This is a genomic window from Pseudomonas flavescens, assembly GCF_013408425.1.
GTDB classification, from domain to species: Bacteria; Pseudomonadota; Gammaproteobacteria; order Pseudomonadales; family Pseudomonadaceae; genus Aquipseudomonas; species Aquipseudomonas fulva_A.
In genome coordinates, this window is the sequence record NZ_JACBYV010000001.1 from 3,896,463 (window position 1) to 3,918,329 (window position 21,867).

At 62.7% G+C, this 21,867-nt stretch carries 19 protein-coding genes; 9 read left to right on the forward strand and 10 right to left on the reverse strand.

Going from position 1 to position 21,867, the window contains the following annotated elements; genetic code table 11:
• Positions 1-14: 14 nt before the first annotated feature.
• The gene (tyrS, locus tag FHR27_RS17520; protein ID WP_179539155.1) at positions 15-1,214 is read right to left on the reverse strand and encodes a tyrosine--tRNA ligase; all 1,200 of its coding nucleotides are present in this window, start codon (positions 1,212-1,214) and stop codon (positions 15-17) included.
• A 210-nt stretch (positions 1,215-1,424) separates the two neighbouring features.
• On the opposite strand from tyrS, the gene FHR27_RS17525 reads away from it, so the two are divergent.
• Both FHR27_RS17525 and FHR27_RS17530 read left to right on the forward strand, forming a co-directional pair.
• The gene (locus tag FHR27_RS17525) at positions 1,425-2,843 is read left to right on the forward strand and encodes a peptidoglycan DD-metalloendopeptidase family protein (RefSeq protein WP_042554332.1); all 1,419 of its coding nucleotides are present in this window, start codon (positions 1,425-1,427) and stop codon (positions 2,841-2,843) included.
• Between the two features lie 4 nt (positions 2,844-2,847).
• Positions 2,848-3,936, forward strand: a complete 1,089-nt coding sequence (locus FHR27_RS17530) for an anhydro-N-acetylmuramic acid kinase (RefSeq protein WP_179539156.1) — start codon at positions 2,848-2,850, stop codon at positions 3,934-3,936.
• Positions 3,937-4,000: 64 nt separating this feature from the next.
• Here the strand turns inward: FHR27_RS17530 and erpA are convergent, their stop codons facing one another.
• The 3 genes from erpA to FHR27_RS17545 form a co-directional block, all read right to left on the reverse strand.
• A complete protein-coding gene (gene erpA, locus FHR27_RS17535; protein ID WP_042554330.1) occupies positions 4,001-4,354 on the reverse strand; it encodes an iron-sulfur cluster insertion protein ErpA in 354 nt (117 codons plus the stop codon).
• 74 nt (positions 4,355-4,428) lie between these two features.
• Entirely contained in the window at positions 4,429-4,839 is a 411-nt protein-coding gene (locus FHR27_RS17540) for a bactofilin family protein (protein WP_179539157.1), read from the reverse strand.
• 16 nt (positions 4,840-4,855) lie between these two features.
• Positions 4,856-5,506, reverse strand: a complete 651-nt coding sequence (locus FHR27_RS17545) for a DUF6776 family protein (RefSeq protein ID WP_231570167.1) — start codon at positions 5,504-5,506, stop codon at positions 4,856-4,858.
• A 271-nt stretch (positions 5,507-5,777) separates the two neighbouring features.
• On the opposite strand from FHR27_RS17545, the gene hemJ reads away from it, so the two are divergent.
• From hemJ to FHR27_RS17565, 4 genes are all read left to right on the forward strand, one after another.
• Entirely contained in the window at positions 5,778-6,203 is a 426-nt protein-coding gene (hemJ, locus tag FHR27_RS17550) for a protoporphyrinogen oxidase HemJ (RefSeq protein ID WP_042554327.1), read from the forward strand.
• A gap of 24 nt (positions 6,204-6,227) precedes the next feature.
• Entirely contained in the window at positions 6,228-7,166 is a 939-nt protein-coding gene (locus FHR27_RS17555; protein WP_042554326.1) for an NAD(P)H-dependent flavin oxidoreductase, read from the forward strand.
• A 106-nt stretch (positions 7,167-7,272) separates the two neighbouring features.
• Positions 7,273-8,262: a DUF805 domain-containing protein gene (locus tag FHR27_RS17560; RefSeq protein ID WP_042554325.1), complete on the forward strand. Its 990-nt coding sequence runs from the start codon at positions 7,273-7,275 to the stop codon at positions 8,260-8,262.
• A gap of 106 nt (positions 8,263-8,368) precedes the next feature.
• Positions 8,369-9,157: an SDR family NAD(P)-dependent oxidoreductase gene (locus FHR27_RS17565; RefSeq protein ID WP_179539158.1), complete on the forward strand. Its 789-nt coding sequence runs from the start codon at positions 8,369-8,371 to the stop codon at positions 9,155-9,157.
• Positions 9,158-9,166: 9 nt separating this feature from the next.
• Here FHR27_RS17565 and FHR27_RS17570 read toward each other — a convergent pair whose 3' ends face one another.
• Complete coding sequence (locus FHR27_RS17570) at positions 9,167-10,648, reverse strand: AAA family ATPase (RefSeq protein WP_179539159.1); 1,482 nt, start codon at positions 10,646-10,648, stop codon at positions 9,167-9,169.
• A gap of 179 nt (positions 10,649-10,827) precedes the next feature.
• On the opposite strand from FHR27_RS17570, the gene coq7 reads away from it, so the two are divergent.
• Entirely contained in the window at positions 10,828-11,475 is a 648-nt protein-coding gene (gene coq7, locus FHR27_RS17575) for a 2-polyprenyl-3-methyl-6-methoxy-1,4-benzoquinone monooxygenase (RefSeq protein ID WP_042554322.1), read from the forward strand.
• Between the two features lie 38 nt (positions 11,476-11,513).
• Here the strand turns inward: coq7 and FHR27_RS17580 are convergent, their stop codons facing one another.
• Entirely contained in the window at positions 11,514-11,939 is a 426-nt protein-coding gene (locus FHR27_RS17580) for an OsmC family protein (RefSeq protein ID WP_042554321.1), read from the reverse strand.
• Positions 11,940-12,363: 424 nt separating this feature from the next.
• Between FHR27_RS17580 and crp the strand changes: the two genes are divergently transcribed.
• Positions 12,364-13,008 (forward strand): cAMP-activated global transcriptional regulator CRP, encoded by a 645-nt coding sequence (crp, locus tag FHR27_RS17585; protein WP_042554320.1) that lies wholly within the window; start codon positions 12,364-12,366, stop codon positions 13,006-13,008.
• A 38-nt stretch (positions 13,009-13,046) separates the two neighbouring features.
• Here crp and FHR27_RS17590 read toward each other — a convergent pair whose 3' ends face one another.
• The 3 genes from FHR27_RS17590 to ptsP are packed head-to-tail and all read right to left on the reverse strand — an operon-like array spanning position 13,047 to position 18,613.
• Positions 13,047-14,786, reverse strand: a complete 1,740-nt coding sequence (locus tag FHR27_RS17590) for a PTS fructose-like transporter subunit IIB (RefSeq protein WP_179539160.1) — start codon at positions 14,784-14,786, stop codon at positions 13,047-13,049.
• Positions 14,787-14,801: 15 nt separating this feature from the next.
• Positions 14,802-15,737, reverse strand: coding sequence for a 1-phosphofructokinase (gene pfkB / locus FHR27_RS17595; protein WP_042554318.1), 936 nt, complete (start codon positions 15,735-15,737; stop codon positions 14,802-14,804).
• Positions 15,737-18,613: a phosphoenolpyruvate--protein phosphotransferase gene (gene ptsP, locus FHR27_RS17600; protein ID WP_179539161.1), complete on the reverse strand. Its 2,877-nt coding sequence runs from the start codon at positions 18,611-18,613 to the stop codon at positions 15,737-15,739. The genes pfkB and ptsP overlap by 1 nt, the downstream gene beginning before the upstream one ends.
• A 151-nt stretch (positions 18,614-18,764) precedes the next feature.
• Here ptsP and cra point away from each other — a divergent pair, with 151 nt between their 5' ends.
• Positions 18,765-19,754: a catabolite repressor/activator gene (gene cra, locus FHR27_RS17605; protein ID WP_179539162.1), complete on the forward strand. Its 990-nt coding sequence runs from the start codon at positions 18,765-18,767 to the stop codon at positions 19,752-19,754.
• Here cra and FHR27_RS17610 read toward each other — a convergent pair.
• Entirely contained in the window at positions 19,744-21,801 is a 2,058-nt protein-coding gene (locus FHR27_RS17610) for an AsmA family protein (RefSeq protein ID WP_179539163.1), read from the reverse strand. The two genes, cra and FHR27_RS17610, sit on opposite strands and share 11 nt — an antisense overlap.
• Between the last annotated feature and the right edge of the window lie 66 nt (positions 21,802-21,867).

Sequence of the window (21,867 nt, forward strand, 5' to 3'; positions counted from 1 at the left end):
GGCTTATTTCAGGTTTATTCGGATTTCAGCGTAATACGCGCGAAAGCCTTCTTGCCGGCCTGACAGACATGCGTCGCACCCAGCTTGAACACGAAGGCTCGATCGACAACCTGACCATCCACTCGCACACCACCTGAACCCAGCAGGTCGCGAGCGACTGCCGCATTCTTCACCAAACCTGCCTTATTAAGGAGAGCGGCGATCGGCATGTCTTCGGCAGAAGCCAGCTCAACCTCTGGCAGGTCCTCCGGCAGCTCGCCGTCCTTCATACGGTTACCGGCAGAGCGGTGCGCGGTTGCAGCGGCTTCTTCGCCGTGAAAGCGCGCGACGATCTCTTCGGCCAGCTTGATTTTGATATCACGAGGGTTGGCGCCATTCTCGACATCCGTCTTGAACTGCCCGATCTCGTCCATGGAGCGGAAGCTCAGCAGTTCGAAGTAGCGCCACATCAGCGCATCCGGCATGGACACCAGCTTATTGTACATGACGCCGGGCGCTTCCTGGATACCTATATAGTTGCCCAACGACTTGGACATCTTCTTGACGCCATCCAGACCTTCGAGCAGCGGCATGGTGACCACGCACTGAGAGGCCTGGTCATAGGCGCGCTGCAGCTCACGCCCCATCAGCAGGTTGAATTTCTGATCGGTGCCACCCAGCTCGACATCGGCACGCAAGGCAACGGAGTCGTACCCCTGCACCAGCGGGTAAAGGAACTCATGAATGGCGATCGGCTGATTGCCGGAGTAGCGCTTGTCGAAGTCGTCGCGCTCGAGCATCCGCGCCACGGTGTACTGCGAAGCCAGACGAATGAAATCGGCAGGCGTCAGCTCGTTGATCCACGTGGAGTTGAAGGCAACCTCGGTCTTCGCCGGATCGAGGATCTTGAACACTTGCTGCTTATAGGTCTCGGCGTTCTCGAGAACCTGCTCGCGGGTAAGCGGCGGGCGAGTGGCGCTCTTGCCGCTAGGGTCGCCGATCATTCCGGTGAAGTCGCCAATCAGGAAGATCACCTGGTGACCCAAATCCTGAAACTGGCGCAGCTTATTAATAAGCACGGTGTGGCCCAGATGCAGATCCGGCGCGGTCGGGTCGAAGCCAGCCTTGATACGCAGCGGCTCGCCACGCTTGAGCTTGTCGATCAGCTCCGCCTCAACCAGGACTTCTTCCGCACCGCGCTTGATCAGCGCGAGCTGCTCTTCAACCGACTTCATAAGGACTCACAATCACCAAATTCAAAAGGGAACCAACCATACAAGATCACGGACAAATGACAAGTTTTGCCCAGCGTAAAGCCACAGGCTTACCAGCCATCACCTTCAGGGTTGCCTCAAGGTGGATTTGGTTATATTTTATACAGTTACTGCATATTCATCAGTATCTTCTTTTCCTCTTCATCTTTTCACTTCAAAAAAAGCAGCCCTATGACCTCGACAACTAAAGCGCCGCCGCTCTATCCCAAAACCCACATCATTGCAGCGAGCGGCGTAGCCGCACTGCTCAGCCTGGCCCTCCTGGTGTTCCCTTCCCGGGAAGTAGAAGCGAAAAAGACCTTTCTCAATCTCGACATGGACAACGGCTCGGAACAGGTACAGCAGAACCTGCCGACGCCTCCGGCAGACGTGGCACAGGATCAACCTGCCGATGAATCGCCCTTCGCGCAAATTGAAGGCAACGAAGACACCCAGAACGCCGAGCTGGAAGCCGAGCCCCAGGTAGCCGAACAGCCGCCGGAAGATCCTCTCAGCAAAACCGTTGCTGTGGCCAATGGCGATACGCTTTCCACGGTATTCAGCAAGGTCGGCCTGTCGGCCAACACCCTGCATGACGTGATAAACAGCAGCAAGGACGCCAAGCAGTTGAGCCGCCTCAAGGTCGGCCAGGAGCTGCAGTTCAAGCTCAGCGAAGACGGTCAGCTGGAAAGCCTGCACAGCAAGCTCAGCGACCTGGAAAGCGTCAGCCTGAACAAGACGGAAAAGGGCTACGACTTCAAGCGCGAGCTGGTCAAGCCGGACGTACGTGATTCCTACGCTCACGGGGTAATCAACAGCTCGCTGTTCGTGTCCGCGAAGCGCGCCGGTCTGTCGCACAATCTGACCATGGATCTGGCCAACATTTTTGGCTACGACATCGACTTCGCCATGGATATTCGCCAGGGCGACGAATTCGAAGTCATCTACCAGGAGAAGGTCGTTGCCGACAAGTCCGTTGGTACCGGCAACATTCTTTCCGCGCGCTTCACCAACCGCGGCAAGACTTACACTGCCGTGCGTTACACCGACAAGCAGGGCAACGTCAGCTACTACGATGCCGATGGCAACAGCATGCGCAAGGCATTCATCCGTACCCCGGTGGACTTCGCCCGCATCAGCTCGCGCTTCTCCAACGGCCGCAAGCACCCGATCCTCAACAAGATTCGCGCCCACAAAGGCGTGGATTACGCAGCCCCGCGCGGCACTCCGATCAAAGCGGCCGGTGACGGCAAGGTGATCCTCGCAGGCCGCAAGGGCGGTTACGGCAACACCGTCGTACTGCAGCACGGTAGCCGTTACCGTACCCTCTATGCACACATGCAGGGTTTCGCCAAAGGCGTACGTACCGGCGGCAGCGTCAAGCAGGGCCAGATCATCGGCTACATCGGTACGACCGGCCTGTCCACCGGGCCGCACCTGCACTATGAGTTTCAGGTCAACGGCACTCACGTGGACCCGCTGAGCCAGAAGCTGCCCATGTCCGACCCGATCGCTCGCCAGGAAAAACAACGTTTCCTGCAGATGAGCAAGCCGCTGATGGCGCGCATGGATCAGGAAAAAGCCACCATGCTCGCGCTGAACAAGCGTTAAGCCGATGCTCTACCTTGGCGTGATGTCCGGCACCAGTCTCGACGGGCTGGACATCGCCCTTATCGAACAAGGCGAGCACACCAGGCTGCTCGCTCATCATTACCAGCACCTCCCCGACGCGCTCCGTGAACAGTTGCTGGCACTCTGCAGCTCTGGCCCGGACGAGCTCGCGCGTGCAGCCGTCGCCGAGCAGCAATGGGCGCATCTGGTCGCCGAAGGCGTGCATAGCCTATTGGCCGAACAGAATCTGCAACCGCAAGCCATCCGCGCTATTGGCAGCCATGGCCAGACCGTGCGCCATGAGCCGGCACGGGGTTTCACCATCCAGATCAGCAATGCCGCACTGCTCGCCGAACTGACCGGAATCAGCGTGGTGGCGGACTTCCGTCGCCGCGATGTCGCGGCGGGCGGCCAGGGCGCACCGCTGGTGCCGGCATTCCACGAGGCGCTGTTCGCCAGCCGTGACGCGGCAAGGGCGATCCTCAACGTGGGCGGTTTCAGTAACCTGAGCCTGCTGGAAGAAGGAAAGCCAGCGCTGGGTTTCGATTGCGGCCCTGGCAACGTATTGATGGACGCCTGGATTCAGCATCATCAAGGGCATGCCTATGACCGCGACGGCGCATGGGCGGCCAGCGGCCAGGTGCAGGATGGCTTGCTCAGCGCGCTGCTCGGCGATCCCTTCTTCCAGGCCACAGGCCCGAAAAGCACCGGCCGCGAGCTGTTCAACCTGCCATGGTTGATGGAACAGCTGGCAAGACAGCCCATCTACAAGGTAGAAGACGTGCAGGCCACGCTGCTCGAACTGACCGCAACGAGCATCGCCTCTTCACTGCAACAGGCTCAGCCACATTGCAGCGAACTGCTGGTGTGCGGCGGCGGCGCTCACAACAGGACATTGATCGAGCGCTTGCAGGCGCTGCTGCCGGGCGCTCGGGTCAGCAGCACGGACGATCACGGCGTGCCGGCTGACTGGGTAGAGGCCATGGCATTCGCCTGGCTGGCCCACTGCTGCCTCAACGGGATCCCGGCCAATCGTCCAGAGGTTACCGGCGCCCGGGGGCCAAGAATCCTTGGCGCCATCTACCCGGCCTAGAACCAACGCCCAGAACGAAAAACGCCGCGCAAATGCGCGGCGTTTTCGTGTATGGCAAGGCGGGTCAGATCGAGAACGAAGACCCGCAGCCACAGGTGGTGGTCGCATTGGGGTTCTTGATCACGAAACGCGATCCTTCCAGGCCTTCCTGATAATCAACTTCGGCGCCTACCAGATACTGAAAACTCATCGGATCGACGACCAGAGCGACACCTTCGCGCTCGATGATGGTGTCATCATCGGCAACGTCTTCATCGAAGGTAAAACCGTACTGGAAACCGGAGCAGCCGCCACCAGTGACGAATACGCGCAGCTTCAGACGCGGGTTGCCCTCTTCATCAACCAGGTTCTTAACCTTGCTTGCCGCCCCTTGCGTGAACTGCATCGCTGCGGTGGGGGTGAAGGTTTCGACGCTCATGTTTCTCTCCCGGCGCCAGGCGCCATACTGCGTTGTAGCGCTACATTATCCGCTTACCCTAGAAAAGCGGTCAACTATTCTACGTCGTCCACGCTCTCCGGTAGCTCCAACGGTCTACCCTGTTCCTTGATCGGCCGCAAACCACCCTCGACCTGCGCCCCCATGGCCATTTCCATCAGGCCGTAGTAGAGGTTGCCGCGCACCCGAGCCTTAGGCCCCAACTCGACGTGCTGAGTGGCGTAGACATCACCGATGATCTCGCCATCGATCACTATATGGGGGGCTCGCACTTCACCTTCAACCTGGCCATCGACACTGACCCGCACCAGGCCTTCCTCGGTGCGAATATCGCCAAGCACCCTGCCATCGATCTGCACGGCCCCCTGAAACTCCAGATCACCGCGAAATGCCGCGCCTGCGGCGATCAGGCTGGTCTTGCCAGTGAAACGCTGCATGTCTGCCTTGCCTTTGCCTTTATTCCACATCGCGAACCATCACTTATCAGTCAGTCCATTCGATTTGACGCTCGACGGGCTTGCCACCCTCGACATCGGCCTTGATACGTATCTGCTTCGGCTCGAACCCCTCGGGGAGCTGCAGCTCGCCGAGACGTCCGCCTTCCGGAATCGCCTGCAGGTGCTTGAAGGCGAATGGAATCGACTGGTCGGTCGACCCCTCTGGCAAATCGCCGCTCAATTGCCCTAACTGCAGGCTTTTCGCCTTGCCTGCCTGGCGCCCATCCACCTGCACATGCAAACGCCCTTGCAAGGGTTTGTCATCCTTGCCGACCCGACTGAGCATGATCTTGAAGCGGAACAACCCCGCCTGCTCAGTGGGATGGATGTCGACACTGCGGATGAGCAGCCCATCGACGCGGCTGTCCGGAGCCAATACTCCCTTATAGAAGGCTAGCTCCTGTTGCTGCTTGAAGTTCTGTTCTTCGAGCAACTTGATATTCAGACGACTCTGCTCATTGGACTGCTGAGCCAGTTGCTCGCCGCTGCTGAGCACCGCCATGCGCTGACGCAGCTCGTCGAGCTCCCGCGCCTGTTCGTCCAGGCGAACCTGCATCGCCTGCGCTTCGACGCCCTGCTCCTGCGTCGCCCTGGCCTGCCACCAGCTTCCCAGATAGAAAGCGCTGGGCACGGCCATCAGCAGGAGGACCAACGCAACACGAAGACGCCGTTCATGGGCGCGATTACTGGGGCGGACTTCCCAACCCGACATCAGGCAAGCCGCCCGCGCAGGCTGCGACGGCGAGCAGGCAGTATTGTCGGAGTGAAGGCGGATGCGGGCATCGGGTGCCTCGAGAATGCTAAGAGATGACGATCATAAAGGCCGATCTGCCTGCGGCCAACCGTCTTGATGACTATTGAGACCATGGGCACTAGTATCGAAGCACTTATTACCGAGAGGAACGGCAATGCTCTACCTGTGGATCAAAGCTCTGCATATCGTCGCCATGGTCTGCTGGTTTGCCGGTCTGTTCTACCTGCCACGTCTGTTCGTGTACCACGCCATGAGCGAGGACGCGCCAAGCCGTGAACGCTTCAGCACCATGCAGCGCAAACTGTATCGCGGGATCATGACCCCGGCGATGATCGCCACTCTCGCACTCGGCATCGGCCTGCTGGTGATGGTGCCGGGCTGGATGAGCCAGGGCTGGATGCACGCCAAACTGACACTGGTGCTGCTGCTGGTGGGCTACCACCATGTTTGCGGCGCCATGTACAAGCGCCTGGCCCGTGGCGAGAACAAGCGTAGTCACGTGTTCTATCGCTGGTTCAACGAAGTACCGGTATTGCTGCTGATCGCCATCGTCATTCTGGTGGTGGTCAAACCGTTCTGAACAGGATCTGCCAAGGAGCCTTCAATGTCCCTGCCCCCCCTGCTGGAAAACCGCCTGCGCCTTCCGCTGGTCGCCGCGCCGATGTTCCTGGTCTCCAACCCTGCACTGGTAACCGCCTGCTGCAACAACGGCATCGTTGGCAGTTTCCCCGCCCTGAACCAGCGTGACAGTAAAGGCTTCGAGAGCTGGCTCGAGGAAATCGAAGCGGGCCTGCAGCAGGATAGCGCCCCCTTCGCTGTCAATCTGATCGTCCATGCCAGCAACCCGCGCCTGGAGCAGGACCTGGCCATCTGCGCAGCCCACCGGGTGCCGATCATCATCACCAGCCTCGGTGCGGTGAAAGAGGTCGTCGATGCCGTACATGCCTATGGTGGCCTGGTCTTTCATGACGTCACCACGCGCCGGCATGCGGAAAAGGCCGCCGAGGCGGGTGTCGACGGGCTCATCGCGGTCGCTGCGGGCGCCGGGGGCCATGCGGGGACCTGGAGTCCCTTTGCGTTGATCGCGGAGATCCGCCAGTTCTTCGACAAGACCGTACTGCTGGCAGGTGCTCTCAACAGCGGCCATGAAATGCTCGCTGCGCAGATACTCGGGGCCGACCTGGCGTATATGGGCACTCGTTTCGTCGCCACCCAGGAGAGCGCCGCCGCGCAGGACTACAAGCAGATGATCATCGAGGCGCGGGCCAGCGACATCATTCACACGCCTGCGGTGTCCGGCGTACCGGCCAGCTTCATGCGCCAGAGCCTGGAACGAGCGGGTTTCGATTTGCGCACCCTGCGGGGCGCTCCCCCAGATGCCAAGCTCAAGCCGCTCGACGAGGAAGCCAAGGCGTGGAAGACCGTCTGGTCGGCGGGTCAGGGCGTCGGCGGAATCAGTGACCTGCCGTCAGCAGGTGAGCTGATCGCTCGCCTGGATGACGAATACCGACGGGCCATGCGGTCGAAGCTTTCTGCAAGCTGAGAACCACCGCTCAGCCACATGCGAAAGTAGCCCTTGGCCACTTGCCGAAGATCTGAGGGAGCGATAGGGTCTGCCCATTCTCTCCCGTGCAGACAAGGACGCTCGCATGAGCCAGCTCCGCTACAAGATCGTCTTCGATGGCAGCCTGATGCCCGACACCTCGATGGACACGGTCAAGGCCAATCTGGCCAGCCTGTTCAAGAGCGACCGCGCGCGCATCGACACCCTGTTCGGCCGTGGGCCCATCGCCCTGAAGCGCGACCTGGCTGAAGATGAAGCCGACCAGTATCTGACCGTGCTGCAGCGTGCCGGCGCACGAGCACGCAAGGAGCCCGACCTGGCCGCCGCACTGAGCCTGGTTGAAACCGATGAGGAAAAGGCCGCCAGCGCACCGCCTGCCGAACAGTCTCAGCAACCGATGGACTGCCCGAAATGCGGCCATCAACAAATGACCGCCCCCGAGTGCTCCGCGTGCGGCGTGATCATCGAGAAGTATCTGGCTCGGCAGGCGGCTCTGGCCGAAAGCACCCCGGCGCAGCCGGCTCAGAGCGCATCGCCAGCACAGCACACGCCCTACACCCCACCTCGTGCCAATATCGACACTCAGGCCGGCCAGGTCGGCGAACTGAAGGTCGCTTCGTTCAATGGCCGTATCGGCCGCATGCGATACCTGGCGTGGTCGCTGGTGCTGATGTTCGCCTTCGCGGCGGTCGTTGCCGCGCTGTCGGCCGTTGCGCTGCTCTCGGAAACCCTGAGCGGCATTCTCGTCATCGGTGTCAGTATCGGCATGCTGGTGATCAGTGTGCAGATCGGCGTGCAGCGCCTGCACGACATGGGCTGGACGGGCTGGCTGTGGCTGCTCAACTTGGTGCCGATCGTCAATAGCGTATTCTGGATCATCATGCTGGTGGTACCAGGCACCGTCGGCAGCAATCGCTTCGGCCCGGAACCGCCACCCAACAGCCTGGCAGTCAATCTGCTGGCCGGCCTGTTCATCGTTCTGATGGTCGGCGGGTTGCTGACGCTGTTCCTGAGCGGTTTTGCCATCCTGGCGGTGTTCGGTATGTTCTTCGACCAGGTGGTGAGCGGGTCCTGATCGATACCGCTGCATTTATTTTCCCTGCCGGCGTTGCCAGTGCAGCGCTGACAGGCCTGTTGCGGATAGGCTATACGCCCGTCACGGACAGCATCAGGAGAACCCCATGTCCCGCTATGCCCTGGTCACCGGTGCCTCCAGTGGTATCGGCCTTGCCCTGGCCGAAGCATTGGCACGCCGCGGGCGTAACCTGATTCTGATCGCTCGCCAGCGCGATGCCCTGGAAAGCATCGCCTACGAGCTGACACAGCGTTTCTCCGTCGAAGTCCTGTTCCGTGTTTGCGACCTCAGTGAACCCCTGCAGTTATCCGGGCTGATGCACGAACTCGAGCAGAACGGTCTCGTCATCGAGCTGCTGGTGAACAATGCGGGCCTCGGCAGCGCCGGCTCATTCGTTGCCCAGGACTGGAGTCGCGAACAGGAACTGCTGGAAGTGAACGTGCTGGCACTCGCGCGCCTGTGCCACTCAATCGGCACGGTGATGGCAGGGCGTGGCAGCGGGCAGATCCTCAACGTGGCGTCGATAGCCGCTTTCCAGCCGGGGCCATGGATGAGCAATTACTACGCGAGCAAGGCGTACGTGCTGCATTTTTCCGAAGGCTTGCGCGAGGAGCTGCGACCTTACGGTGTGAGGGTGTCGGTGCTCTGCCCTGGGCCGACGCGCAGTGCGTTCTTTCGCAACGCTCAGCTCGATGCCAGCGCGCTGGAGAACGGCAAGCTGATGCTCAGCGCCGAGGAAGTTGCCCTGATAGCCGTGCGTGGCCTGGACAAGAACCAGGCGATCATCGTCCCCGGCTGGCGCAACCGCCTGCTGACCCTGGCCCCAAGGTTTTTCCCACGACTGCTGGTGCGCCGATTCGCGGCGCGGCTCAACCGACGTTTCGGCCGCGCCTGATCGACCCCATCAATTTGCGCTGACCGTCCGCCCCCGCGCCCATTCCCGCAACTCGGCCAGCGGCTCGGCCATGATCACCGACAATGGCGACGTGGCCTGGATGCCACGCAACAGCATGCCGTGGTCGACGGACTGCTGCTGCGCCTGAGAGGCGTACAGCGCGCTGACCACCACCTGCTCGATCTCGGCACCGGAAAAACCGCTGCTTGCCGCCGCCAACTGCGGCAGGTCGTAGGCCGTGGCATCCAGCTCGCGGCGTTGCAGATGGATACGGAAGATCTCGGCGCGGGTTTCCAGGTCCGGCAGATCGACGAAGAACAACTCGTCGAAGCGCCCCTTGCGCACCAGCTCGGGCGGCAGGCGACCGATGACGTTGGCGGTAGCGACCATGAACACCGATGATTTGCGCTCGGCCATCCAGGTCAGCAGCGTACCGAGCACGCGCTGGCTGACGCCGCCGTCCTGATCGCCGCTTGCCAGGCCCTTCTCGATCTCGTCGACCCACAGCACGCAGGGCGACATCTGCTCGGCCAGCTTCAGTGCCTCGCGCAGATTGCGCTCGGTTTCCCCGAAGAACTTGTTGTACAGGCAGGCGAAATCCAGGCGCAGCAGCGGCAAGCCCCACAGCCCGGCTACCGCCTTGGCCGCCAGGCTCTTGCCCGAGCCTTGTACGCCGACCAGCAGCACGCCCTTGGGCAGGTCGACACCGGTGCCGTCGAAGAAGATTCGCTGCCGCTCGCCGAGCCAGCGCTTGAGGTTGCTCAGGCCACCCACATCGGCGAAACGCGCGGTGTCGTACTCGTAACTGAGTACGCCATCGAGGTCGAGCAGCTCGAACTTGGCCTTGTTGAGTTCCGGCAGGTCTTCCTGGGTGATGGCGCCGTCATCGCAGATCAGGTTGCGCGCCAGCAGCCGTGCTTCCGCGTGGCTCATGCCACGCAAGTTCTTCACCACCTGCTGCAGGGTGCGGTTATCGGTGCGGACACGACGATTGCGGTTGCGCTCGCTCCAGCGCGTGGCCTCATCACGGACGATCCCCAGCAGTTCGTCCTCCCCAGGCAACGCCAGGTTGAAACGCGCCGCGTAGCGTTGCACTTCTGGCGGTAACTTGCAGGCATGGGATACCAGCACCACCGTCGGCGCCTGGCTGCCATCGGCCATGGCGATTTCCTTGAGCAGGCGCACCAGCTTGGGGTTATCGACCAGAAAGGGATGCAGGTCGCACAACACGTAGAGGTTTGCCTGAGGGTCGGCCTTGATCAGCCGCAACGCAGCTTCCGGTTCGCTGCTGCCGCTTTCGGCGAAAGCCTCACCGGCAAAGCCGGCGCGCTGCAGCCCTTCGGTAACCGACCAGGTGAGCAGGCCGAGGCCGCGGCGTACCGCCAGACCGGTCAGCGTATCCAGTACCCGCCGTTCATCCCATGATTCGATGAGCACCAGCGTGACCTTGGAATCGAGTACCAATCCCAGGTCGTGAATATCGTTCTTCACAGCAACTCCTTATGCCCCAGAGGCAAGCCCATACTCCCGCCAACCGACAGCGTCGGGCAAGAGCCGGATGCACAACTGGAGAGGCACGACACGTTTGCGCTCAGTGCCGATGCAGGCCGCCGAACACGACGGACCATTTACGGTAGACTGGCTGCTCATGTCCTCGCCGGAGAACCCTCATGGCCAACGACCGCCATTATTCGCCCGCCGACCGCCTGCTGCTGCAAGCCGACATGGCGCTGCGCACGCTGCTGCCTTTCAGTGGCCAGCCGAGCCGTCCATCGCCAGCCATCGTCGAACCCGAGGCGCAGCTCGACGCGAAACAGACTCGCCACATCGCCGGCCTGATGCGCATCAACCACACTGGAGAAGTCTGCGCGCAGGCGCTGTATCAGGGTCAGGCACTGACCGCCAAGCTGCCACGCGTGCGTGCGGCCATGGAGCATGCGGCGGATGAAGAAATCGATCACCTGGCCTGGTGCGAGCAACGCATTCGCCAGCTGGGCAGCCACCCGAGCGTCTTGAATCCGCTGTTCTATGGATTGTCGTTCGGCGTTGGTGCCGTAGCCGGCCTGGTCAGCGACCGGGTCAGCCTGGGTTTTGTCGCGGCAACCGAAGACCAGGTGGTCAAACACCTCGACGAACACCTCGAACAGATCCCCGAAGAAGATGGCAAATCCAGAGCCATCCTCGAACAGATGCGCCGCGACGAGCAGGAGCATGCCAACAGTGCGCTGGATGCCGGCGGTGCGCGGTTCCCGGCGCCGGTCAAACTGGGCATGACACTACTTTCGAAGGTCATGACCAAGACTACCTATCGGATCTGATCAGTAGCAGAAGGGCGATAAATGATCACCCTTCTGCTTCAAGCACCCAGTTCGACGATTTCGTAATCGTGGGTGATTTCCACACCGGCACGGCCAAGCATGATCGAAGCCGAGCAATACTTCTCGGCAGACAGCTCGACCGCACGCTTGACCTGAGCCTCTTTCAAACCACGGCCCTTCACCACGAAGTGCAGATGGATCTTGGTGAACACCTTGGGATCCTCGCTGGCGCGCTCGGCTTCGAGAAAGGCTTCGCAGCTTTCCACCGGCTGGCGAGATTTCTTCAGAATGCTCACCACATCGAAATTGCTGCAGCCGCCCAGGCCGATCAGCAACATCTCCATCGGGCGCACGCCCAGATTACGGCCACCATTCTCCGGCGGACCGTCCATCACTACAGCATGGCCACTACCCGACTCGCCTAGAAACAGCGCTTCGCCTGCCCATTGAACGCGAGCTTTCATCGTTGCCGCCCCTCCTTCAAAAGGCCGGAAGCTTATCACAGGGCGACTTTTACGACGGGTGCCACAGATGCTGCTAGAGTTCACAAGCGGAACGTGCAATACCTCACAAAACAGTTCCTCTGGAAGTATCACTGTTCATGATGATGCCGTTTTAGTGGCACAATCCCTTTATCGAAGCGCGACACATCGTTATCAGTCGATAAGAACAAGATATTGACCAGGGCGCTATCGATCACAACGCATTGCATGCAACGCCATATTCCGCTGCAAAAATGTGGGCATCCACTGTTTGCGAAACGATTCGGACATCGTTTCACGCACTGGAGAGCTGGCATCTGCCTTGCGAGATAGTCAAGCACTTGGGTCTGAGCGGCTTCATCTAACACGTCTGCCAGGCTTATCTTTCTATATTCGGGACTCAGGCATGGTCGCAATCACTCTTACACCCAAAGTAAAAAACTTCGACAAACTGCTCGCCCATTGCCACCGCCGTCGTTATACGGCCAAGAGCACGATCATTTATGCAGGTGACCGCAGCGAAACGCTGTATTTCATCGTCAAGGGTTCGGTCACCATCCTGATCGAAGACGACGACGGCCGCGAAATGATCATCGCCTACCTCAACCCCGGAGACTTCTTCGGCGAGATGGGACTGTTCGGCAAGGACGGTGCGGAGAAAGAGCGCAGTGCCTGGGTTCGCGCCAAGACCGAATGCGAAGTTGCCGAACTGAGCTACGCCAAGTTCCGCGAGTTGACCCTGCAGGATCCAGACATTCTCTTCGCGCTGGGTACGCAGATGGCCGAGCGGCTGCGCAACACCACCCGCAAGGTGGGTGACCTGGCGTTTCTCGACGTTACCGGTCGCGTTGCTCGCACCCTGCTCGACCTGTGCAAACAACCGGATGCGATGACTCACCCGGACGGCATGCAGATCAAGATCACTCGTCAGGAGATCGGCCGTATCGTCGGTTGCTCGCGGGAGATGGTCGGGCGCGTGCTCAAGGCCCTGGAAGAACAGGGCCTGGTGCACGTCAAAGGCAAGACCATGGTGGTCTTCGGCACACGCTGAACCACGGGCAGGGCATCCGCGGATGCCCTGCGCCATTTTCAAGCCTTGGCAGCCACCGTCAGGGCTTCGACCTCAGGGCGCTTGATCAGCGCGTAGACCACCCCGGTCACCAGGCTGCCCGCCACGATCGCCAGCAGATACAGCAACGCATGGTTGATCGCGTTGGGGATCAGCAGCACGAACAAGCCACCGTGTGGCGCCATCAGCTTGCAGCCGAAGTACATCGACAGCGCACCGGTCAGTGCGCCACCGGCGATGCTGGCGGGGATGACCCGCAATGGGTCCTTCGCGGCGAAGGGAATCGCCCCTTCGGAAATGAAGCACAACCCCAGCACACCGGCTGCCTTGCCGGCTTCGCGCTCGGTCTGGCTGAACTTGCGGCGGGCCAGAACCGTGGCGATGGCCATGCCGATGGGCGGCACCATACCGGCAGCCATGGTCGCGGCCATCGGCGCATAACTCTGCGATGCCAGCAGGCCGACGGAAAACGCGTAGGCCGCCTTGTTGATCGGTCCACCGAGGTCCACGCACATCATGCCGCCGAGCAGCAGTCCGAGCAGGATTGCATTGGTGGTGCCCATGTTCTGCAGGAACACCTCCAAGGCAGCCATGATTCCGGCGACCGGCGTACCGATCACATAGATCATCGCCAGGCCCGTGGCCAGGCTGGCCAGCAGTGGTATCAGCAGAATCGGCTTCAGTGCCTCGATGCTCTGCGGCAGGCGTAACCAGCGATTCAGCGCCAGGGCCAGATAACCCGCAAGGAAGCCGGCGATGATGCCCCCCAGGAAACCGGTACCCAGGGCGCTGGCCAACATACCGCCAATCATCCCTGGCGCCAGCCCGGGACGGTCCGCGATGGAGTACGCGATGTAACCGGCCAGTACCGGGATCATCAGCGCGAAGGCCGCTTCACCACCGATTTTCATCAACGCAGCAGGCAGGGTGCCTTCCTGCTTGAACGCCTCGATACCGAACACGAAGGACAGGGCGATCAACAGACCACCGGCCACGACCATCGGCAGCATGAACGACACGCCGGTGAGCAGGTGCTTGTATGGCCCGCTCTTGCTGCCCGACTTGCCGGCATCGGCAGTTTGCGGTTGCCCTGCCCCCTGCTGCTGCACGCCCTCGGCCAGCGCCTTCTGCAGGGTCTGCTTGGGCTGCTTCAAGGCGACGCCGGTGCCGCAACGATAGACCTTCTTGCCAGCGAAACGCTCGGTCTCGACCTCGATATCCGTGGCCAGCAACACCACATCGGCCGTGGCGATGCTGGCGTCGTCGAGCAGGTTGCGCGCGCCCACCGAACCGCGGGTTTCTACCTTCAGGTCATAACCCAGTTGCTCCGCAGCCTGTTGCAGCGCTTCGGCAGCCATGAAGGTGTGGGCGACACCCGTTGGGCAAGCGGTAATCGCCACCAGCTTCGGCTTGCCGCCGGAAGAGGCCGTGGCCACAGGCGCAGCCTTCTCGAGCACCTGCGCCTGTTCGGCAGCGATCAGCAGAAACTGCTTCGGGTCAGCCAGCGCTTCGGACGGCGTGGATTGCACCACGCGCTTGCCGACGAAGCGCTGCAGATCCAGCTCGCCGGTTTTCACCACCAGCACCAGTTCGGCTGCGGCGATATCGGTTTCGCTCAGCGGCGAGCCGATCGCCTTGGGGTCATGCACCTCAACCTGGGTGGACCAACCCAGACGCTCGGCAGCGGCCTGCAACAGGCGCGAACACAGAACGCTGGTGACCTGGCCGTTGGGGCAGGCGGTAATGATCAGCACATTCATTGCAACGACCTCTTGTTATTGTTTCGACGTCACAGCCACCGCCGCTTCCAGGCGGGCGAGCTGTTGCCGATCGTGAATTCCGAATCCGATTTGCGTGACCGCCTGGGCGGCCACCGCCGTCGCCAGGCGCAGCGTGCGCTCGGCAGGCCATTCACTGAGCAGGCCGTGCAAGGTGGCGGCGAGCAGCGAGTCGCCAGCACCGACAGTGCTGACCACCTCGACCTGTGGCGGCTGCGCATGCAGCACACCATGGGGACCGAACCAGTCAGCACCCTGGGCGCCGCGCGACAGCAGCACATGCTCGATGCCGCCTTGCTGCAGCTGGCGGATGGCGTCGTCCAGGCGCTCGGGAGATGCCGACGCCAGGTCGCAAGCCTCGGCCAGTTCTTCTTCATTGGGCTTGATCAACCAGGGTCCCGCCGTCAAGCCGGCACGCAAGGCTGCACCACTGGTATCCAGCGCCAGCGGCAAGCCGAGGCTCACCAGGCGACGCAACAGCGCAGCGAACCATTCGATCGTCACACCGCGCGGCAGGCTACCAGCAACGACCACAGCGTCGTGCCCCACGGCGATCTGCTCCAGCTGCTCCAGCAGTTGCTGCTGATGCGCCGCGTCGACTTCCGGCCCGGGGCCGTTGAGATCGGTGACGCAGCCATCACGCTCGGCGAGCTTGATGTTGCTGCGGGTCTCGCCGGGCACTCGCACGAATGCGTCGATGAAACCACGACGCTGGAACAGCAGCTCGAACGGCGCGGCATTGGCCTGGCCGAGAAAACCGCTGACGGTGACCTTGTGGCCGAGATCGGCGAGGACCTGGGAGACATTGAGCCCCTTGCCCGCCGCATGACTGGTCATCCCCAGGCTGCGATTGACCGCCCCGGGCTGCAGGGTATCGAGGCTGACGGTGAGATCCAGCGCCGGGTTCAGGGTCAGGGTGAGAATACGCGCCATCAGTGTGTCTCCTCGACCAGCGCACGCACCGCGGCAGCGCTGCTCAGAGTCAGGGCCTGCTGTGCCTGCACCTGGCTGTGATGAAGGTCCAGCTCGCGGACCCGCGCCTTGACCAGCGGGATGCTGCGTGCGGCGACGCTCAGCTCGTCGACGCCCAGACCGACCAACAGCGGGATGGCGAGCATGTCCGCGGCCAGCTCGCCACAGACACCGACCCACTTGCCTTCGGCGTGGGCAGCCTCGACGGTCATGCCAATCAGGCGCAGCACCGAGGGATGCAGGCCATCGGCCTGGGCCGACAGAGTGGGATGGCCGCGGTCGATGGCCAGGGTGTACTGGGTCAGGTCATTGGTGCCGATACTGAAGAAGTCCACCTCACGGGCCAGCACCGGCGCCATCAGCGCAGCGGATGGCACCTCGATCATGATGCCCAGTTGCAGATCGTCCAGCGGAATCTCCTGACGCAGCGTCTCGACCATCGCGCGCGCCGCGCGCCATTCTTCGATTTGCCCGACCATCGGGAACATGATGCGCAAGGGGCGCCCATCGGCAGCCTGCAGCAAGGCGCGCAGTTGGGTTTCCATGATGTCCGGGCGTTGCAGGGTCAGACGTATGCCGCGCACACCGAGGAAGGGGTTTTCCTCCTCCGGCATCGGCCAGTAAGGCAAGGGCTTGTCACCACCGACATCCAGCGTACGCACGACCAGCGGCCGGCCTTGCAGGGCATCGAGCACACGCCGGTACTCGGCCTCCTGGGTCGCCACGTCCGGCGCCTGGGAGTGATCCATGAACACCAGCTCGGTGCGCAGCAAACCCACTGCCTCGGCGCCCAGCTCGACCGCAGCGGCAGCTTCACCACTGGCGCCGATGTTCACGGCGACCTCGACTGCATGACCATCACGGGTACGCGCCGGGTGCATACGCTCGCCATGGGCACGTTCGCGGCGCTGCTCGCTGGCCTGTCGCTCGCGCTCGGCCTGGGCCAGGGTGGCATCGTCCGGAGCGACCCAGACCTGACCACGGTCACCGTCGAGCAGCAATCGAGTGCCCTGCTGCAAGGCCAGCAGGCCTTCACCGGCACCGACCACGCTGGGAATCCCCAGGGCACGGGCGATGATCGCACTGTGCGCGGTAGCGCCACCACGAGCGGTGACGATACCGGCGACGCGTTGACGGTCGAGGCTGGCGACGTCCGAAGGGCCGACCTCGCCCATCACGAGAATGTAGGGCTCCGCGGGTTCCTGAGGCGCCTCGACACCACAGAGGTGCGCCAGCACGCGGCGGCCTACATCACGCAGATCGGCAGCTCGCTCGGCCAGCAGCGCGTCACGCAGCGACTCCTGCTGGGTCGCGGCCGCCTCGATCTCGCCGATCCACGCAGCCTGCGCACTGGCACCCGCAGCCAGGCGGGCATCGACGTCCTCACGCAGAGCCGGATCACGCAGCATCGCCTGATGAGTGACGAAAATGTCGCGCACACTGGCCTCCTGGCTACGCTCGACCAGCCGCTGAATCTCGCCGTCGATATGCTGCAGAGCCGCATCCAGGCGCTCCCGTTCCACGCTGACGCCCTCACCTTCGGCGGGATAATCGAGGCGCGGCACACGGCGCACGAAGGCCGGGCCGCTGGCGATACCTGGTGACGCGGCGACTGCTTGCAGGCGAGTGCCGGCAGACGGCGCGCTGGGCGCCGCATCAGTTTCAGGCAAGGGCGGCGAATCGACGACCAGCTCGGCTGACTCAGGGGGTAGCGGCTCGACCTCTTCACCGAGACCGGCACGAACAGCCGCCTCGATGGCCGGCAATGCGTCGTCAGCGATCGCGGGCTCGGCGCTGAACTCCAGCACCTGACCGCGGCGGGCGCCGAGCGCCAGCAGTTTGCTCAAACTCTTGGCCGATACGCCGACCGCAGCCCCCTCGGCCAGACGTACGCGGATGTCACCATTAAAACCTTGCGCGAGCTCACTCAGCGCCTTGGCCGGACGGGCATGCAAACCATGGGCGTTGGCCAGGGTGATGCGCAGCGCTGGCCAGTCGGGAGGCAGCTCGGCGCCCAGCGCCTCAAGCACGCCACGGCTGGTGGTCGCGTGCGCCAGGGCATCACCCTGCCCGGCGATCAGCAGATCGCAGAGACGCTCGAGCACCTTGCGATGCCCCTCGCCCAGACAGGCGAGACAGAACAGTCCGGCTACCGGCTGACCAGCCTGCTGCAGCGGCCGTGCCGGGGTGACGAAGGCCAGACCCGGGCGCTCGACGCCCTGCTCGCTGCTCAGCCACCACAGCCCGTTACCCAAGGGCAACGGCTCGCCCTGAACCAGGCTGCCGGAAAAGCCGGATGCCGTGCAGCCGGCCTTCTTCAGCAGGCGGGCGCCTTGCCAGGCCAACTCGTCCAGATCTTCTGCGTTGACGCCGAGCCCAACCAGCTGGCTATCGAGAGCCAACTCCTGAGGGGCGCCCTGCAGCAGGGCAAGGATGGCATCTGCATCCTGAGCCTCGCGCAACGCCTGGCTGAGGTCACCTTCGCCAAGCGCCCGGGTGAGCAGTTGCAGCAGACGCAGGTGCTCGTCGGAGCGTGCGGCAATCGCGATGGCCAGGTACACACGCTGGCCATTGCCCCAGTCCACGCCTTCGGGGTACTGGATCAGACGCATGCCGGTCTGGAACACCTGATCGCGGGTTTCCGGCGTGCCATGCGGAATGGCGATGCCCTGCCCCAGATAAGTCGAGCCCTGCCGTTCGCGGGCCTGCATGCCATCCAGATAGCCGGACGCGACCAGGCCGTCGGTGACCAGGCTGTCGGCCAGATCGGCCAGCGCCTGTTGCTTGTCCGCGGCCTGCCGGCCCATCTGGATCTGCGAAGGGTGTAGTTCGAGCATGACGTTTCTCCTCGAGCAAGACCGGCGCGGTGCACGGGCTTGGCGGACATTCTTGTTAGCTTAGTCGACTCGTTTGCTGAATCGTTTCATCTAGCGCTGGCACGTTACCTGATAATCGGTAATCCTTGAAGTCCGCCAGAGGAGACGTACCTTGAAACTGACCGACATCGCCCGCCTGGCTGGCGTATCGCTGACCACCGCCAGCTACGTGATCAATGGCCAGGCTGCCAAGCGCCGGATCAGTGCGGCGACCGTTCAGCGGGTGCTGGAAGTGGTGGAGAAGCACGACTATCGTCCCAACCCACAGGCCGCCGGCCTGCGGCGTGGGGAAAGTCGCTGCCTCGGGTTCATCCTCCCGGATCTGGAAAACCCCAGTTACGCGCGCCTGGCCAAACTGCTCGAACAACGCGCCCGAGATGCCGGTTATCAGTTGCTGATCGCCAGCTCCGATGATCGGCCGGACAGCGAGCGACAACTGCTCGAGCTGTTCCGCTCGCGCCGTTGCGACGCGCTGATCGTCGCCAGTTGCCTGCCTCAAGACGCCCCCGAATACCGTCAGCTGATCGCGGCCGGCACCCCGGTGATTGCCGTGGACCGCGCGCTGGACCCCATGCACCTGTATTCGGTCATCAGCGATGATCGTCAGGCTGGCGAGTTGCTGACCAAAAGCCTGCTACAGCCGATGCCACGCCAGGCCGCCCTGATCGGCGCCCGCCCGGAACTGCCGATCAGCCGGGCCCGCGAACAGGGCTTTCGCGACGCACTGGCGGATTTCGATGGATTGGTCAGCGTCAGTCATGGCGAGCAGTTCAGCCGTCAGTGGGGCCACCGGCAGATGCGCGAGCTGATGGCGCAGGGCACCCTGCCTGACGTACTGGTGACCACCGCCTACGTGCTGCTCGAAGGTGTGCTGGACGCACTCTACGAACACCCGGAAATGGATACCAGCCGCCTACGCCTCGGCACCTTCGGCGATGCCCAGCTACTGGACTTTCTGCCCATGCGGGTCAACGCCATCTCGCAGCAGCATGAGCGGATAGCCGACCGGGTGTTCCAACGCCTGCTCGACGCCCTGGACGGAGCCTATCAACCCGGCCTGGACGCTATCGAGCGGCACCTGAAAACCCGCTTCAACGGTTAGCTCCCTGACGCATCTGCTCCAGGAGCGGCGCGCATTCGTTGGGTTGGTCGCCGCTCGGCGCAACCAGCGCCACCAGCCCCGCAGCGGGTGCCACCAACGCGCCCAGCGCCAGCATACCGGCGCCGCGCAACACCAGCGGGCCGGCCTTCACGCCCGGTCGAGGCTCCTTGAAGGTGCCGCGCACGTACAGCGGCGAGCGCAGCGAGAAAACCCGGAAGCCCTTGGACTCCGGGGTGATGGTCAGGTCGAGCTGTTCGTTGCCGAAATTCACCGTACCGTCGATACCGATCAAAGCATTCTCGGTGTCGATCACCATCAACTCCGGCTTCAACACGCCTTGTCTGATGTTCAGGTTGGCGGCCGCGCAGTTGATCTCCACATCGTCATCACCGAACAGGCGGCCGACCACATAGTTGCCGACGTTCAACCCTGCGATCTCCATCAGGTTGCGACTGACCCGCCCATCGTTGATCAGCAGCTTGACCCGACCGTCCGAACTGCCCAGCAGGGTCGCCACTGAGTTACCGGTGCCACTGATCGTCGCATCGCCATTGAGCGCCCCCAGGCTGCTCTGCATCACTTCCACACTGGGGAACAGCTGGCGCAGACGGAAATTACGGGCGCGCAACTGCGCCTCAGCCTTGAGCGGCGTACCACGACCATCCAGACGCAGCGTGGAATCCAGGCGCCCGCCGGCCACACCGAAACGCAGGGGCTCGAGGCTGAGCATGCCTGCATTGAGCACCACGTGGGTGAACAGGTCGGTGAATGGCAGCTCCTCGCTGTGCACGATGCGTTTGCCAGTGAAACTGACGTCGGCATCCATGTCGCGCCAGCGCTCGGTCTGGAACGCCTCGACCGGCAACACCTTGTTGCCCGGCTGGACGCTGGCGGCACCACGCTCTTTCTTCTCGGCATTCGAGTCGGCACCAATCAGCGGCGCCAGATCGGCGAAACGCAGTTGATTGGAGACCAGCGTACCGGACAGCTTGGGCCGCGGCTCGCGAGCCACGAATGTGAGGTCGCCGTGAATGTCACTGTCACCGATACGCCCATTGAATTTCTCGTAGCGGAACAGCGGACCATCGGGGTCCTGCAACTGCGCGACCAGACGGCCATCAGTGGAGTAAGCCGGGGTATCCGGCAGCGTCACGCCGGTCAGGGGATAGAGATTGCCGAGGCTGGCGCCGGAGAGCCGCAGGCGCAGATCGAGCGCACCGAGGTTCTTCGGATCGGTCAACGTACCGGCGACCTGCACACGGGTGGTGCCAGCACGCACATCCGCCTGAACCGGGAACGGCTGGCGGGCATCCTGCAGCGCCAGCAGGCCGCCGATCTTGCCGTTGCCGGTCAGCGCCTGCCCCTTGTAACGCCCCTTGGCCTGCCAGGCGAAGGCGTAATCCTGGGGCGTCACGACGGCTTCGTCCCGTTGACTGGCGGTCTTGCCGACGATTTCGTCGAACGCGATGGGCTCGCCGAGCGGCTGCACCAGCAAACTCACGCTGGCCTGCAAGGTCTGATCGTCGTAACGCAGCTGTGCCTTGTCGAAACCTATGGTGCCGATGTCCATGATCCAGGGGGCTGCGGGCTCCTCGTCCGGCTGCTCCTGCTCGCCGAGATCGAAGGTCCAGTTGTCACGCCCGTCGGCGAGCCGCTCCAAGGCCGCGTCGGCGCCAGTCAGGTGAATGCGCGGGATGGATACGGTTTTCCACAACAGCGGCAACGGCGACAGACTGGCCTCGACACGCTGCAGGCTGACGAAGTGATCCCCTTTGGCCCACTCGGGATTACCCAGGCTAAGCTGCTCGGCAGACACGTGCGGCCAGGGAATCCAGGCACGCAACCCCGGCTCGTCGCGCTCACGCTGCCAGGTCACCGCCAGGTTGCCTTCGATGGCGAAGGGGCGGTTGAGTGCTTCGGACACTCGCGAATTGATCGTTGGCTTGAGCAGATTCCAGTCAAACAGCACCAGAAACAACATCAGCGCTGCGATCAACAACAACAGGCTGGCCAGGCACCAGCCAAGTATCTTGCGAAGACGCATCATGCGGCCGCCCTTTGCTTTCGGCGATCCCCACAACCGCCGTCCCTGTGAGGTTCGACTGGCCAACGG

Bases quoted from the DNA above. Each gene is read 5' to 3' on its own strand.
- tyrS (WP_179539155.1), bottom strand. From the start codon at position 1,214: ATGAAGTCGGTTGAAGAGCAGCTCGCGCTGATCAAGCGCGGTGCGGAA.
- FHR27_RS17525 (WP_042554332.1), top strand. From the start codon at position 1,425: ATGACCTCGACAACTAAAGCGCCGCCGCTCTATCCCAAAACCCACATC.
- FHR27_RS17530 (WP_179539156.1), top strand. From the start codon at position 2,848: ATGCTCTACCTTGGCGTGATGTCCGGCACCAGTCTCGACGGGCTGGAC.
- erpA (WP_042554330.1), bottom strand. From the start codon at position 4,354: ATGAGCGTCGAAACCTTCACCCCCACCGCAGCGATGCAGTTCACGCAA.
- FHR27_RS17540 (WP_179539157.1), bottom strand. From the start codon at position 4,839: ATGTGGAATAAAGGCAAAGGCAAGGCAGACATGCAGCGTTTCACTGGC.
- FHR27_RS17545 (WP_231570167.1), bottom strand. From the start codon at position 5,506: ATGGCCGTGCCCAGCGCTTTCTATCTGGGAAGCTGGTGGCAGGCCAGG.
- hemJ (WP_042554327.1), top strand. From the start codon at position 5,778: ATGCTCTACCTGTGGATCAAAGCTCTGCATATCGTCGCCATGGTCTGC.
- FHR27_RS17555 (WP_042554326.1), top strand. From the start codon at position 6,228: ATGTCCCTGCCCCCCCTGCTGGAAAACCGCCTGCGCCTTCCGCTGGTC.
- FHR27_RS17560 (WP_042554325.1), top strand. From the start codon at position 7,273: ATGAGCCAGCTCCGCTACAAGATCGTCTTCGATGGCAGCCTGATGCCC.
- FHR27_RS17565 (WP_179539158.1), top strand. From the start codon at position 8,369: ATGTCCCGCTATGCCCTGGTCACCGGTGCCTCCAGTGGTATCGGCCTT.
- coq7 (WP_042554322.1), top strand. From the start codon at position 10,828: ATGGCCAACGACCGCCATTATTCGCCCGCCGACCGCCTGCTGCTGCAA.
- FHR27_RS17580 (WP_042554321.1), bottom strand. From the start codon at position 11,939: ATGAAAGCTCGCGTTCAATGGGCAGGCGAAGCGCTGTTTCTAGGCGAG.
- crp (WP_042554320.1), top strand. From the start codon at position 12,364: ATGGTCGCAATCACTCTTACACCCAAAGTAAAAAACTTCGACAAACTG.
- FHR27_RS17590 (WP_179539160.1), bottom strand. From the start codon at position 14,786: ATGAATGTGCTGATCATTACCGCCTGCCCCAACGGCCAGGTCACCAGC.
- pfkB (WP_042554318.1), bottom strand. From the start codon at position 15,737: ATGGCGCGTATTCTCACCCTGACCCTGAACCCGGCGCTGGATCTCACC.
- ptsP (WP_179539161.1), bottom strand. From the start codon at position 18,613: ATGCTCGAACTACACCCTTCGCAGATCCAGATGGGCCGGCAGGCCGCG.
- FHR27_RS17610 (WP_179539163.1), bottom strand. From the start codon at position 21,801: ATGATGCGTCTTCGCAAGATACTTGGCTGGTGCCTGGCCAGCCTGTTG.